The sequence below is a fragment of the Kitasatospora sp. NPDC058478 genome (genome assembly GCF_042720345.1).
Lineage (GTDB): Bacteria > Actinomycetota > Actinomycetes > Streptomycetales > Streptomycetaceae > Kitasatospora.
Genome location: NZ_JBHXML010000101.1, coordinates 15,833 through 28,974 on the forward strand (window position 1 = coordinate 15,833; position 13,142 = coordinate 28,974).

A 13,142-nucleotide genomic window follows, 5' to 3' on the forward strand; every position below is an offset into this window, starting at 1 on the left:
GGCTGCTGCGGTCAGGCGGCGAGTTCGCCGGCCTGGAGCTGCCACAGGGATGCGTAGAGTCCGCGCCGGGCGAGGAGTTCGTCGTGGGTGCCCTGCTCGGCCACGACGCCGCCCTTGTCCATGACGTAGATCCGGTCGGCGTGGCGGACGGTGGAGAGCCGGTGGGCGATGATGACCATCGTCCGGTCGACCGCGAAGCCGCGGAGCGTGCGCTGGATGGCGGCCTCGGTCTCGTTGTCCACGGCGGAGGTGGCCTCGTCGAGGATGACGACCGGCGCGTCCTTGAGGATCGCGCGGGCCAGGGCGATCCGCTGCCGCTGGCCGCCCGAGAGGGCGGCGCCGCGTTCGCCGATCACCGTGTCGTAGCCGTCCGGCAGCGTCGCGATGAAGGTGTGCGCCTCGGCCGTCGCGGCCGCTTCGACGACGGCCTCGTCCGAGGCGGCGAAGCTGCCGTAGCGGATGTTGTCGGCGATGGTTCCGTCGAAGAGGAACGGGTCCTGGGCGACGAACCCGATCGCGTGGCGCAGGTCGCGGCGCGGCACCTCGGACACGTCCCTCCCGTCGAGCAGCACAGCGCCGGAGTCCGCGTCCTGGAAGCGCATCAGCAGCTTGGCGATGGTCGTCTTGCCGGAGCCGGTGGCGCCGACGAGGGCGGTGACCTGCCCGGCGGGGATGGTCAGCGAGAGGTCCTCCAGCGCCGGCGGCCGGCCCGGGTAGGCGAAGGTCACACCGTCGAGGACGATCTCGCCCTTCACCGTCTCGACGTCGAGCGGCCCGCCGGTCCCCTCGGCCTCCACCGGCAGGGCCCGCAGCCGCTGGACCCGGTCGTAGGCGGCCAGGGTGCGCTGGTACTGGTCGACGATGCCGCCGAGCCGGCTCATCCGGAACAGCACCATCTGGGGCAGCCCGATCAACGGGCTGAACACCTCGAAGCGCAGCGTGCCGTTGAGCACCGCGCGGCCGCCGACCAGCAGGGTGCCGGCCATCGAGGCGGTCGTGCAGGCCCGGACGGTCTCGGCGTGGCGGATCGTGCTCCGGTCGGTCTGGTGCCGGCTGTCCTGGGCGACCGCGCTCAACCCGTCGATGCGTTCGGCCTCGTAGTCCTCGGTGCAGAAGCTCTTGACCGTGGCACCGGCCTCCAGCGTGTTGACCAGCTGGCTGTGCAACCTGGCCCGGTGCTCACCGGAGACGGCGTAGTCGCCCGCGACCTTCTCCTGGTAGCGGAAGGAGAGCCAGGCGATGACCGGGATGGGCAGGAACGCGATCCAGGCGATCTGCGGCGCCATCAGCAGGAACACCGGCACCAGGACGGCCAGACTGGTGCCCAGGTGCAGCACGTCGTTGGCCGAGGTCGCGAAGAACGCGCCCAGCTGACCGACGTCCTCGGTGAGCACACCGGCCACCCGGCTGGTCCGCTCGCCCTCCAGGTGCCGCAGTTCGAGGTGCTGCACGTGGGCGTACGTCCGGCTGCGCCAGTCGTGCTCGATGTCCTGGCCGAGCGCGCGCCACTGGAGGTTCGACGCGTACGACAGGCCCGCCACGGCGGCGCAGGCGGCCGCCACCAGCCCGGCCAGACCCCAGAGTTGGGCTGACGCGGTGGCCAGGCCGAGGCTGACCAGCGGCGCGGCCTCGCCCTTGATGAGCACCAGTCCCGTCCAGCCGAGGAAGGTGCCCAGCGCCATCTCCGCGACCTGGCAGGCCACCGACATCGCGCAGGCGCGGCGCAGCCGTCGGCGGTGCGGTCCGACGATCTCCAGCAGGGGGTGGCGTTCGGCTCCGGCCCCGGACAGCTCCCGGGTCGTGTCGACCGTCCGGCGCCAGGCCTTCCGGGCGACGGCGGCGGTCGCCGCCGCCACACCGCCCAGCGCGACCAGCTGCCTGCTCAGCGCCGACCCGCGGATCAGCGCGACACCGGCCGCCACACCGCCCCCGACGGCGAGCACGGGGCGCACGACGACGCCGCGGTCCACCCGCGGAGCCGGTTGGGCGCCGGGCCGGTCGGGCGCCCGGTGTCCCGCGCCGGCCGGGCCCTGCGCGACCAGGGTGACGGCTCTGCGGACGATCCGGTCGACGTCCGTGGCGCTCACCCGCGCGTCGTGCCGGACGAGGACCCCGCCGGTGACCGGGCTGGCCTGCGCCTCGCTGATCCCGGGGACGCGCCGCAGGGCCGCGGCGAGGACTTCGGCCGTCCGGGGCCGCCCGAGGACCAGCTTGACGTCCCAGCGCTGCCGGCCCGGAATGACCGAACGCGGGCGCACGTCCGCGTCCACGTCCACGGAGCGGTATCCGGCTGCGGCACCCAGCAGAGAGGGCATGTGCACGATCACCTGTTTGCGGAGGTCACGGGCGATCCGTCATCGGGCACGGCGGAATCGCTGCGACGAGGCGGGAATTCTTGAGGGGGAATTGCTGCTACCGACGGGCCCGCAGCCGACCGCCGCGCGGGAGCCTCATTCCGATATCCATCCATCCATCGGAAAGGTGCGCTCACACGGCGGCCGGGGTCGCCGGGCAGACCGTCAGTGCACCTTGCCGGCGCCGGCGCCCACGCGGATCTTCGGGCTCCTCGCCTCGGCTTCGGCCCGGGCGGCGGCCTCGTCCTTCCCGCTGCTCGGGGCGGCGTCCTCGGCGGCGCGCCGGCCGTCACCCGAGGGGGCTGCGCCGTCGCCGGCGGAGACCTGCGCCGCCACCACCTCGGCGGCCACCTCGGCCGCGAGGTCGTGGATGTTCTCTCCGGCCTCGTGGGCCGCCTTCTTCACCTCAAGGACGAGGCCGACGGACGTCTTGACGACGCCTCGCACCAGCGGCTTGAGGAGACGCTTGGCCAGTGGCGCGACGATGAGGCCGACCAGGAAGGGCGGTACTAGGGGCGGCATGATGCTCCATCCTCTCTACGCGGACGTATGACAGGGACCCCGGGCAACTGCGGACGCACCGGAGCACCGCACGACTAGGCGGACGGAAGCACCCGACTGCGGAATTCGACGTTCCCCGCCGGATTTCCCGCCGGGATGAATTCCGCACTCGATGGATCAACCGCCCGCTCTGGCTTCACCGTAGTCGAGCCGGGCCCGTCGAAGCCAAACCTTCTCATCCGGTTTCACTCGTGCGAGCGTTCTCGGCCCGTTTTTGTAGCTCGGATTAACGAACAAATGCCCACCCGACAATCCGTTCATATTCTTTTTTGCTCATCGGAGCCCGTCGAGTTCACGTGCCACCCGCCGCCGGAGGGCGGGAAACGGCAGCCCGCCGCCGCCCAGGACCGCCTCGTGGAAGGCCCGCACCTCGAACCCGCCGCCCGGGCCGGCCTCGGCACGGACCCCGGGGCCGGCCTCGGCCCCCTCCCGCAGCCGGGCGAACTCCAGATACCCCGCACGGTAGGACAGCGCCTGCCCGGGCAGGTCCGTCGAGTACCGCAGCAGGTCCGAGGCGATCTGGGCGTCCGCCTCGGTGGAGTTGGCGCGCATGAAGTCCCGCGCCTGCTCCAGTCCCATGGTGCCGAGGTTGAGCCCGGTGTCGACGACCAGGCGCTGCGCGGTGAACCGCTCCTGCGCGAGGCGCCCGTACGCGTCCCACGGGTCGTCGTAGAGGCCCATCTCCCAGCCCAGACCGGCCGCGTACTCGGCCCAGCCCTCGTTGAACGCGCCGAACCCGGCCACTTCACGGCGCAGCCGGGGCAACGACCGGTTCTCCGCCTGGCGGGCCAGGTGGAAGTGGTGGCCCGGAGCCAGCTCGTGGTAGATCAGCGAGGCCGCGCCCAGCAGCGACCGCCCTTCCAGCCCCGCACCGTTGTAGCGGTAGCGCCCGACCGGGTCCGCCGCCGTGGGCTGCTGGTAGTACCCGAACGTCAGCCCCGCCTCCAGCGCCGGATCCAGCCGGGCCAGCCCGTACGGGGCGCCCGGCAGCGCGGCGAACCACCGCGGCAGCAGCGGCGCCAGCCGGTCGAGGTACCGGCGGTAGCGGGCCTCGACCTCCTCCGGCGTGCGGGCGTACAGCCGGGGCTCGCTCCGCAGCCGCTCGTGGAACTCCTCCTCGGGGCCCGGGAATCCGAGGGCGGTACGGACCTCCCGCATCCGCTCGGCCAGTTCGCGGCACTGCTCGCGGCCGAGCTCGTGCAGCCGCTCGGGCGGCGTCCCACCGCCCGTGTGCGTCCGGACGAACTCCCGGTACGCCTCCTCACCGCCCTCGTACCGCGCCCAGCCCACGGCCTGCGGCGCCTCGCGCAGCTGGTCCGGACCGTCGACGGCGGCGAGCAGGCCGTCGAAGGCCGGCAGCAACTCGGCTTCCACCAGCCGCCGCACGCCGTCTCGGACCCGCCCGCGCTCGGCCGGGCCCAGCCCACCGAGCCGGCCCTCGTCCACCTCGACGCGCTCCGCCACCGACGCCCGCAGGCCCGCGAGGGTGGCGCACACCCCGGGCAGGGCCGGGGCCGGCGCCCGGAAGCCGCGCACGGCCTGCCCCGCCACCTTGTCGCCGATCGAGCCGACCACCCGGGCCAGCTCACGCACCAGCACCAAGTACCGCTCGGCGTCCGGAGGTTGGTCGAAGCGGTGGGGCCGCAGGACGGCATCGACGTACTGCGACAACGGGAACAGCCGGTACGGCGTGACGGCGGGCGTCAGCCAGTAGCAGCGGTGGGCCCGCAGCTCCTGCTCGGCCGACCCGACGAGGAAGGCGGCCGTATCGGCATCGGCGCCGCAGAGCCCCGCGCCGTCGAGCGCCCGGACCCCCTCCACCACCACCCCGACCCGCTCCACGACACCCGCGGCGAACCGCGCCCGCTCCTCGGCCTCGGCCGGCGACACCCCCGGCAGCGACTCGACCGGGAGCCCCTGCCGGGCCCGCAGCAGCGGGTCACGCTCCAACAGGAACTCCCAGTAGCGGTCCGCCAGCCGACCGATCTCCCGGCCCGGTTCATTCGTCGTCATCCGGCCATCCTGCCGAGGACGCGCCGCCCGGCCACCCCGGTCCGCGCACAACCGGCCACGGCGCCCCCCGAACGGGTGAACCGGATCGACCCCCGCCACCCGTGCCCCCTTCCGCCCGCCAAGGCGGCACACGGCCCAGACCTTTCGAACAGGCCTGCCGTACAGGTGAGTTGACTCGCCAGCGCCAGCACTCGGTGGCACCATGACGCCATGCCCCGTCGTCCCCTGCCGGTCCCGCTGGCGGCTGCCCTGACCACCACGGCCGTCACGGCCGGCGCACTCACCGGCTGCGGCAGCGTCGCCCCCTCCTCCACGACCGGTCCCCTCGTGGACCGCGGGACCGTACGGATCGCGGCCGCCAGCGAGACACCCAGCTTCAACCCGTACACGGCCTTCGGCGCCGGCCCGGCCCGCTACGCCTACGACTCGCTGGTCAACGTCGCCGCCGACGCCACCCTGGTCTCCGGCCTGGCCTCCTCCTGGCAGGCCACCACCACCACGGCCGCCTTCACCCTCCGCCCGGGAACCACCTGCTCCGACGGCACCCCCCTCACCGCCACGGCCGTCGCCCGCGCACTCACCTACGCCGCCGACCCGGCCCACCAGCTCGCCGGTGCCCAGACCGTCCTGCCCACCGTCCCGTTCACCGCGAGCGCCGACGACTCGACCGGCACCGTGACGGCGACCACCACCGCCCCCTTCCCGTTCCTCACCCGCACACTCGGACTGCTGCCGATCGTCTGCCCCGCCGGCCTCGACCGGCCCCAGTCACTCGACCGCTCCACCCAGGGCACCGGACCGTACGTGCTGACCCACTACACCCCGGGCGGACCGTACGAGTTCACCGTGCGCGAGGGCTACACCTGGGGGCCCGCCGGAGCCACCACCGCGGAACCCGGCCTCCCCGCCCGCATCGTCATCTCCGTGGTGCCCCAGGCCTCCACCGCCGCCAACCTGCTGCTCACCGGCGGCATCGACATCGCGAGCGTCAACGGACCCGACCGCGCCCGGCTCACCGACCACGGCCTGGCCACCGCCGACGTGGCCACCGTCATCGGGCTGACCTTCTTCAACCAGCGCCCCGGCCGCCCCCTCGCCGACCCGGCCCTGCGCCGGGCCCTGGTCTCCGCACTCGACCGCCAAGGGCTCGCCAACGTCGCCGTCGGCGGCACCGGCACACCCGCCACCGACTTCGGCGCGCAAGGCGCCGTCTGCCACGCCGACCTCGCCGCCGCCAACCTGCCCGCACAGGACGCCACCGAGGCGCTGCGCGCCGCCGGCTGGACCCGCGCCGCCGACGCCCGACTGACGAAGAACGGCCGACCGCTCCGGCTGCGCCTGATCACCAGCCCCGACCTCGGCCCGACGCTGGCACCCGTCGCCGAGCTGATGGCCCGCTCCTGGACGGCCCTGGGCGCGAACGTCAAGCTGGTCACCGAGAGCCTGCCCGCCCTCGTCAACGCCATGTACCAGACCGGCGACTTCGACGTCGTCGTCGGCACCTCCCCCGGCTTCGCCCTGCCCGTCGGCTTCATCCCGTTCTTCTCCGGCCCGCCCCCCGCCCAGGGCCTCAACTTCGCGGGCGTGGCCAATCCCGCATACGACGCCCTGGTCGCCCAGGCCCTTCGGGAGCCGGACACCGCGGGCTGCGCCACCTGGAACCGGGCCGCCGCCGCGCTCTTCCGCTCCGCCGACGCCCTGCCGATCGCCGACGGCCGCAGCACCGTGTACGGGCGCAGCACCACCTTCGCCACGACCTTCGGCGGCCAGGTCATCCCCACCAGCATCCGCCTGCACCGATGACCGGGGGATCCCGCGTGACCGCACCCCGTCGTTCGCCGCCTCTGCCGCGTCTGCCACGTCTGCCGTGGAAGCTCATGCCGCGTCTCCTGCGGCACCCGTGGACGGTGTTCCTCGGCCGGCGCACCGCCCGGCTGCTCCTCTCACTCGGGGTCGTGCTCACCGCCTCGTTCGCGATGATCCGCCTGGTGCCCGGAGACCCGGTCCGCGCGGCGCTCGGCGTCGACGCCTCCCCCGCCCTCGTGGCCGCACGCCGGCATCAACTCGGGCTCGACGAACCCTTCCTGGCCCAGTACCGGCACTATGTCGACGGCCTCGTGCACGGCGACCTCGGCACCTCGCTGGTCACCTCGACACCGGTCGCGGAGCTCGTCCGCACCCGGCTGCCGGCCACCCTCGAAATCGCCGGCCTGGCCTTCCTCGTCACCCTCGCCGTCGCCCTGCCCTGCGGCCTGCTCGCCGCCGTCCGCACCCGGGACGGCCGGCACCCGCGCAGCGAGCTGGCGTTCACGACGCTCACCGCCGGCCTGGCCGGGATCCCCGACTTCGTCCTGGCCGCCGGGCTCACCGCGCTACTGGCCGTCGGCCTCCAACTGCTGCCGGTGGCCGGCACGGCGGGCGCCGGGTCCTTCGTCCTGCCGGTCCTCGCGCTCTCCGTGGCGCCCACCGCCGTCCTGGTGCGCATCGTCCGGGTGGAGGCGCTGAAAGTGCTGTCCGAGGACTACCTGCGCACCGCCCGTGGAAAGCGGCTGTCACCGCTACGCCGCTACCTGCGGCACGCGGCGCCGAACATGGCCACCGCCGCACTCACCGTCGCCGGAGGCCTGCTGCCCGCCCTGATCGCCGGCACCGTGCTGGTGGAGAAGGTCTTCGCCTGGCCCGGCATCGGTTCGGCCCTGGCGCAGTCCGTGAGCTCGCAGGACTACCCGGTGATCCAGGCGATGGTGCTGATCCTGGGCACGACCGTCCTGCTCGCCGCGCTCCTGGTCGACATGCTGCTGGCGCTGCTCGACCCGCGCTCGACGATCCGGGAGAGCTGAGGTGCCGATGCCCCTTCCCACCAGGTACCTCCGCTCGCCCATGGCCTGGGCCGCCACCGCCATGCTGGCCTCTCTGATCGTGCTCGCGCTGGCGGGCCCGCTCCTCTGGGGCGCGGCGGCGGACCTCCCCGACCCCTCGGCAGTGCTGCAAGGCCCCTCCACCGCCCACCCCTTCGGCACCGACAACCTCGGACGGGACCTGCTCGCCCGGGTCCTCACCGCCACCCGGCCCTCCCTGCTGCTCGCACTGGCCGCGACCGCGATCGGCGCGAGCACCGGCATCCTCCTCGGCGCGTCCACCGCCGTCGTCGGCCCCCGCGCCCGCCGCCTGCTCGCGGCAGTGATCAACCTCCTGCTCGCCTTCCCCGCACTCCTGGTCGCGCTCTTCCTCGCGGTCGTGTTCGGCGCGGGCGCGGCCGGGGCGATGCTCGCCCTCGCCGTCGCCGGTGTACCCGGCTTCGCCCGGCTCGCCCAGACCCTCGCCGCCGCCGTCGCGGGCACCGACCACCTGGCCTCGGCCCGGGTCCTCGGCCTGCGCCGGCACCGGCTGCTGTGGCGGCACGTCCTGCCCAACATCGCCGAACCGCTGCTGCTGAGCGCGACCACGGCGGCAGGCACCTCCCTGGTCGCGCTCTCCGGGCTGAGCTTCCTCGGCCTGGGCGTCCAACCGCCCGGCTACGACTGGGGGCAACTGCTCAACCAGGGGCTCGACCGGATCTACGCACAGCCGCTGCCCGCCCTCGCCCCCGGCCTGGCCATCCTCTACGCGGCGGTGACGTTCCAACTGCTCGGCGAGGTCCTGGCAGGAGGCGCCGCCCGGCGCAACCCGGCGGGCCGTACGGACCGTACGCCCCAGCCTACGATCGCGCCGAACGGGCCCGCCGAGGACGGCCTCGTCCTCCAGGTCGAGGACCTGAGCGTCGAACTCCCCACCCCGGACGGCGTGATCCGGCCGGTCCGCGGCGTGAGCCTGTCCCTGCGGCCGGGCGAGATCGTCGGACTCGTCGGCGAGTCCGGCTCCGGCAAGTCGCTCACCGCGCTCGCGATCGCCGACCTGCTCCCCGAGCGCGCCCGGGTCTCCCACCGCACCCTCCGGCTGCTCGGCGCCGACCTGGACGCCATGACGCCGAAGCAGCGCGACCGGCACCTCGCGACCGGCCTGGCCATGGTCTTCCAGAACCCGGCCACGGCACTCAACCCGTCACTCCGGATCGCCACCCAGCTCACCGAGGCACCCCGTACCCACCTCGGCGCGAGCCGCACCCAGGCCCTGCGGGACGCCGAGGACGCCCTGCGCCGGGTGGCCCTGCCCCCCGCCCTGCTGCGGTCACGCCCCCACCAGCTCTCCGGCGGCCAGCGCCAGCGCGTGATGATCGCCGCCGGCCTGATGATGCGGCCCGGCCTGATCATCGCCGACGAGCCGACGACCGCCCTCGACACCACCGTGCAGCGACAGATCACCGACCTGTTCTCCGACCTGCGACGGGACACCTCCGCCGCCGTCCTGTTCATCAGCCACGACATCGCGCTCGTGAGCGGATTCTGCGAACGCGTCCTGGTGATGTACGCGGGCTCCATCGTCGAGGCCCTCCCCGCCGACCGGCTCGCCACCGCCGCCCGGCACCCCTACACCCGGGCCCTGGTCGCCTCGGTGCCTGACCTCACCGCGGACCGCGACCGGCCGCTGCCCACCGTGGCGGGCGCACCGCCCGACCCGATCGCCCCCACCCCGGGCTGCCCGTTCGAGCCCCGCTGCCCGTACCGGCTGGACCGCTGCGCTCTGGAGGCTCCGCGGCTGGACCACGTGGACGCGCTCCAGCAGGTCGCCTGCTGGAACCCCCCGCCGGTGGAGGAAGAAACGGTCCAGGCTACGGAACATCAGGTGGAGGCGGACCCGTCATGACCAGCCTGCGGCTCTGCGACCTCACCGTCCGCCACCACGGCCCGCGCGGCCCGGTCACCGCCGTGGACCGCGTCTCACTGGAGGTCCCGGCCGGCACCACGCTCGGGCTCGTCGGCGAGTCCGGCTCGGGGAAGTCGACCCTGGCCCGCGCGATCGTCGGGCTCGCCCCCGTGCACGGCGGCCGGGTCCTCGTCGACGGCCAGGACGTGCGGGTCCGTACCGTCCGCGCCCGGCGCCGGCTCGGCCGACTGGTCCAGATCGTCCTCCAGGACCCGGACACCGCGCTCGACCCCCGGATGACCGTCCGCCAGAGCCTCGTCGAGGCCGCCACCGTCTTCCACCGGCTCGACCGGCACGCCCGTACCGAGCGCGTCGCCGAGCTGCTCGACCTCGTCGGGCTTGACCCCCGGCTCGCCGGCCGCCTGCCCCGGCAGCTGTCCGGCGGCCAGCGCCAACGGGTCGCCGTCGCCCGCGCCCTGGCCGTCGGACCCGGACTCCTGATCGCCGACGAGATCACCTCGGCCCTCGACGTCTCGGTGCAGGCGTCCGTCCTCAACACGATCCGCGAACTCCAGCAACGGCTCGGCCTGTCCATGCTGTTCATCGGCCACAACCTGCCCGCGGTCTGCTACGTCTCCGATACGGTGGCGGTGATGCGGCTCGGCCGGATCGTCGAAACGGGCCCCACCGACGCCCTCCTGCGCGACCCGCAGCACCCCTACACGCGGGAGCTCCTCGCCTCCGTCCCCCGCCTGTCCGGCCCACCGCCCTCCCGGAGGTCCCGATGACCGTCGACCGACCCGACGCGGTGGTGATCGGGGCCGGGGTGATCGGCACCGCCGTCGCCCTCGAACTCGCCCGCACCGGACGGCAGGTGGTCGTCGTGGACAAGGCCGGCGCGCCCGGCCACGGATCGACCGGCGCCTCCAGCGCGATCGTCCGGTTCAACTACTCCACCTTCGACGGCGTCGCCACGGCCTGGGAGTCCCTCCACCTGTGGGCGTCCTGGCCCGAGCACCTCGGGCTCACCACCGACCGCCGCCCGCTCGCGGCCTTCCGCCGCACCGGCGCCGTACTGCTCGACCCGCCCTTCCCCGAACCCGCCGACACCGCGGCCCTGTTCGACCTGGCCGGCGTCCCGTACGAACGGTGGGACACCGCCGCCCTGCGCGAGCGCCTGCCCGGGATCGACGCCGGACGGTACTGGCCGCCGAAGCCCGTGGACGACGACGCCTTCTTCGACGGCCCGGCCGGCGAGCTCGGTGCTCTGTTCACCCCGGACGCCGGGTTCGTCGACGACCCGCAGCTCGCGGCCCAGAACCTCGCCGATGCGGCGGGCGAGCTGGGTGCGCGCTTCCTGTTCCACCGCACCGTGGTGGCCGTCGACCGGCGCTCGGACCGCGTGGCGGGCCTCCGCCTGGCCGACGGGGCCCGGATCGCCGCGCCGGTCGTGGTCAACGCCGCCGGCCCGTGGTCGGGGGGCCTCAACCGGCTGGCGGGTGTCGGCAGCGACTTCACCATCGGGGTACGTCCCCTGCGCGAGGAGGTCCACCAGATCGCCGCGCCCGACAGCTCCACCACCGGCGCCACCACCGGGCCCGCCGCCGGCCCCACCGCCGGCTCCGGGCCGCTTCCCGTCGTCGCCGACGTCGACCTCGGCACCTACCTGCGCCCGGCCGCCGGGGGCCGCCTGCTCATCGGCGGCACCCAGCCGGCCTGCGACCCGCCGGAGTGGATCGACGACCCGGACGAGGCCGACCCGCGCCCCACCGCCCACCGCTTCCGCACCCAGGTGACCCGCGCGGCCCGCCGCTTCCCCGGGATCACCGTCCCCAACCGGCCCGTCGGCGTCGCGGGCGTGTACGACGTCGCCGACGACTGGACCCCGATCTACGACCGCACCGCCCTCGACGGCTACTACGTCGCCATGGGCACGAGCGGCAACCAGTTCAAGAACGCGCCGCTGGTGGGCCGCTACCTCGCGACCCTGATCGACCTGGTCGAAGCCGGCCACGACCACGACGGCGACCCGGTCCGCTACCGCTGCGAGCACACCGGCAACGTCGTCGACCTGGGCGCGTTCTCCCGCCGCCGCCCGGTCCGGACCGGCTCCGCCCGCACGGTCATGGGCTGAGGGTGCGCAGTTCGCTCACCAGATCCGCGACCACCCCGACCACGAACGCGGGCTCCTCGGTCGGGAAGTCATGGCCGGTGCCCGTCGGCGTGTGCACCACCCGGGACGTGGTCGACGCCGCCAGGTAGCGGGTCCGGGCCCCGAGGTAGAACCGGCCGATCCGCTCGGCCTCGGCGGCGTCCCCGGCGGCGGCCAGCACCGTGTCCCCACCCGTGAGGTCGCGGGGTATGACCAGCACCAGCGGCAGGTCGCCTAGGTCCCCGTCATAGACCACGGTCTCCCAACCCACCTCCGCCAGGCCGGCGGGCGAGAGCTCCGCGAAGATCGACGCGGCGGCGCAGTAGTGGCCGGTCCGAGCGCCACGGCCGCGGCCCCGGTGAGCGCCGAACAGGTGCCGCACCGCCGTCAGCAGGAACTCCCGGCGCATGCCCGCGACCAGCCGGTTGGGCGGCGCGAAGGCGATCACCTCCAGGGGCGTCGGATCCAGCAGCACGAGTCCGGCCACCAGATCCGGCCGCCGCCTGGCGGCATTCGCGACCAGCAGCCCGCCGAAGGAATGGCCGACGAACACGTACGGGGCCCGCTCCCCCGCCGCCTCCAGCGCGGCCACCAGCTCCTCCGCCTCGGCCGCCGTCGTCCTCGGGAAGGGCCCGACGTCACTCCAGCCCGAGCCGAACCGGTCGACCAGCACCGAGCGGGTCCGGGCCGCCATCATCGTGTGCAACTGCCCGAACTCCTCGCCCGGCGCGTGCCCGCCCGGCATCCAGACCACCGTCGGCCCGTCCCCGGCAACCCCCTCCGCGAGGACGTGCATCCGGCGCCCGCCCACCCCGACCAGCCGCCCCGGCGCCCCGCCCGCCCCCGCGCCCCGGCCCACCAGCAGCAGATGCCGCACCGCGCCGACCGCCAGCACCACACCCACAGCCACCGCTAAGCACCCGAGCGCCACCAGCCAGCCCGCACCGCCCCCGACCAGCCCGACCCCCACGCCCACCACCAGCACCGCGACCGGCACTCCCAGCCAGTCCCGGCTCAGCAACGCGAGCAGGGCATCCGCCACCCGTCCGTTCCGGCGCATCGGTCCTCCACGGCATCCGAGAGGCGACCTCTCCCCCTGTTCTTCCCGCATCCGCCCGCGTCGACGCGCCCCCGCGAACACGCATTCGACACCCCGGGGCCTGTCCGTCCCGCGCCCCGCCGCCGTGCGCTGCCCATCGGAGAAGAGCCGGTCACCAGGCCACGGCCCCGGAAATGCAAAGAACCCCCATCCGGTTTCCCGGATGGGGGTTCTCTGTGAATGATTGTTCGGCGGCGTCCTACTCTCCCACAGGGTCCCC

At 74.3% G+C, this 13,142-nt stretch carries 9 protein-coding genes; 5 read left to right on the top strand and 4 right to left on the bottom strand.

Going from position 1 to position 13,142, the window contains the following annotated elements:
* Positions 1-11: 11 nt before the first annotated feature.
* The 3 genes from ACFWPT_RS37570 to ACFWPT_RS37580 all read right to left on the bottom strand — a co-directional run bounded on the left by ACFWPT_RS37570 (position 12) and on the right by ACFWPT_RS37580 (position 4,928).
* Positions 12-2,315, bottom strand: a complete 2,304-nt coding sequence (locus tag ACFWPT_RS37570) for an ATP-binding cassette domain-containing protein (protein ID WP_380487331.1) — start codon at positions 2,313-2,315, stop codon at positions 12-14.
* 204 nt (positions 2,316-2,519) lie between these two features.
* Positions 2,520-2,876 carry a DUF5132 domain-containing protein gene (locus ACFWPT_RS37575; RefSeq protein ID WP_380487333.1) on the bottom strand — a complete coding sequence of 119 codons (357 nt, stop codon included), beginning with the start codon at positions 2,874-2,876 and terminating at the stop codon, positions 2,520-2,522.
* A 312-nt stretch (positions 2,877-3,188) separates the two neighbouring features.
* On the bottom strand, positions 3,189-4,928 hold the full coding sequence (locus ACFWPT_RS37580) for a DUF885 domain-containing protein (protein WP_380487335.1): 1,740 nt from the start codon (positions 4,926-4,928) through the stop codon (positions 3,189-3,191).
* A gap of 210 nt (positions 4,929-5,138) precedes the next feature.
* Here ACFWPT_RS37580 and ACFWPT_RS37585 point away from each other — a divergent pair, with 210 nt between their 5' ends.
* From ACFWPT_RS37585 to ACFWPT_RS37605, 5 genes are all read left to right on the top strand, one after another.
* Positions 5,139-6,731, top strand: coding sequence for an ABC transporter substrate-binding protein (locus tag ACFWPT_RS37585; RefSeq protein WP_380487338.1), 1,593 nt, complete (start codon positions 5,139-5,141; stop codon positions 6,729-6,731).
* A gap of 74 nt (positions 6,732-6,805) precedes the next feature.
* Complete coding sequence (locus ACFWPT_RS37590) at positions 6,806-7,768, top strand: ABC transporter permease (RefSeq protein ID WP_380373386.1); 963 nt, start codon at positions 6,806-6,808, stop codon at positions 7,766-7,768.
* Between the two features lie 7 nt (positions 7,769-7,775).
* On the top strand, positions 7,776-9,671 hold the full coding sequence (locus ACFWPT_RS37595; RefSeq protein WP_380487341.1) for a dipeptide/oligopeptide/nickel ABC transporter permease/ATP-binding protein: 1,896 nt from the start codon (positions 7,776-7,778) through the stop codon (positions 9,669-9,671).
* Positions 9,668-10,459, top strand: coding sequence for an ABC transporter ATP-binding protein (locus tag ACFWPT_RS37600; RefSeq protein WP_380373380.1), 792 nt, complete (start codon positions 9,668-9,670; stop codon positions 10,457-10,459). Before ACFWPT_RS37595 ends, ACFWPT_RS37600 begins: the two co-directional genes overlap by 4 nt.
* Entirely contained in the window at positions 10,456-11,805 is a 1,350-nt protein-coding gene (locus ACFWPT_RS37605; protein WP_380487343.1) for an NAD(P)/FAD-dependent oxidoreductase, read from the top strand. The genes ACFWPT_RS37600 and ACFWPT_RS37605 overlap by 4 nt, the downstream gene beginning before the upstream one ends.
* On the opposite strand, the gene ACFWPT_RS37610 is transcribed toward ACFWPT_RS37605, so the two are convergent.
* Complete coding sequence (locus tag ACFWPT_RS37610) at positions 11,795-12,883, bottom strand: alpha/beta fold hydrolase (protein WP_380487346.1); 1,089 nt, start codon at positions 12,881-12,883, stop codon at positions 11,795-11,797. The genes ACFWPT_RS37605 and ACFWPT_RS37610 overlap by 11 nt on opposite strands.
* Positions 12,884-13,142: the final 259 nt, after the last annotated feature.

Excerpts from the sequence above, each read along its gene's own strand:
- ACFWPT_RS37570 (WP_380487331.1), bottom strand. The coding sequence starts at position 2,315 with ATGCCCTCTCTGCTGGGTGCCGCAGCCGGATACCGCTCCGTGGACGTG.
- ACFWPT_RS37575 (WP_380487333.1), bottom strand. The coding sequence starts at position 2,876 with ATGCCGCCCCTAGTACCGCCCTTCCTGGTCGGCCTCATCGTCGCGCCA.
- ACFWPT_RS37580 (WP_380487335.1), bottom strand. The coding sequence starts at position 4,928 with ATGACGACGAATGAACCGGGCCGGGAGATCGGTCGGCTGGCGGACCGC.
- ACFWPT_RS37585 (WP_380487338.1), top strand. The coding sequence starts at position 5,139 with ATGCCCCGTCGTCCCCTGCCGGTCCCGCTGGCGGCTGCCCTGACCACC.
- ACFWPT_RS37590 (WP_380373386.1), top strand. The coding sequence starts at position 6,806 with ATGCCGCGTCTCCTGCGGCACCCGTGGACGGTGTTCCTCGGCCGGCGC.
- ACFWPT_RS37595 (WP_380487341.1), top strand. The coding sequence starts at position 7,776 with ATGCCCCTTCCCACCAGGTACCTCCGCTCGCCCATGGCCTGGGCCGCC.
- ACFWPT_RS37600 (WP_380373380.1), top strand. The coding sequence starts at position 9,668 with ATGACCAGCCTGCGGCTCTGCGACCTCACCGTCCGCCACCACGGCCCG.
- ACFWPT_RS37605 (WP_380487343.1), top strand. The coding sequence starts at position 10,456 with ATGACCGTCGACCGACCCGACGCGGTGGTGATCGGGGCCGGGGTGATC.
- ACFWPT_RS37610 (WP_380487346.1), bottom strand. The coding sequence starts at position 12,883 with ATGCGCCGGAACGGACGGGTGGCGGATGCCCTGCTCGCGTTGCTGAGC.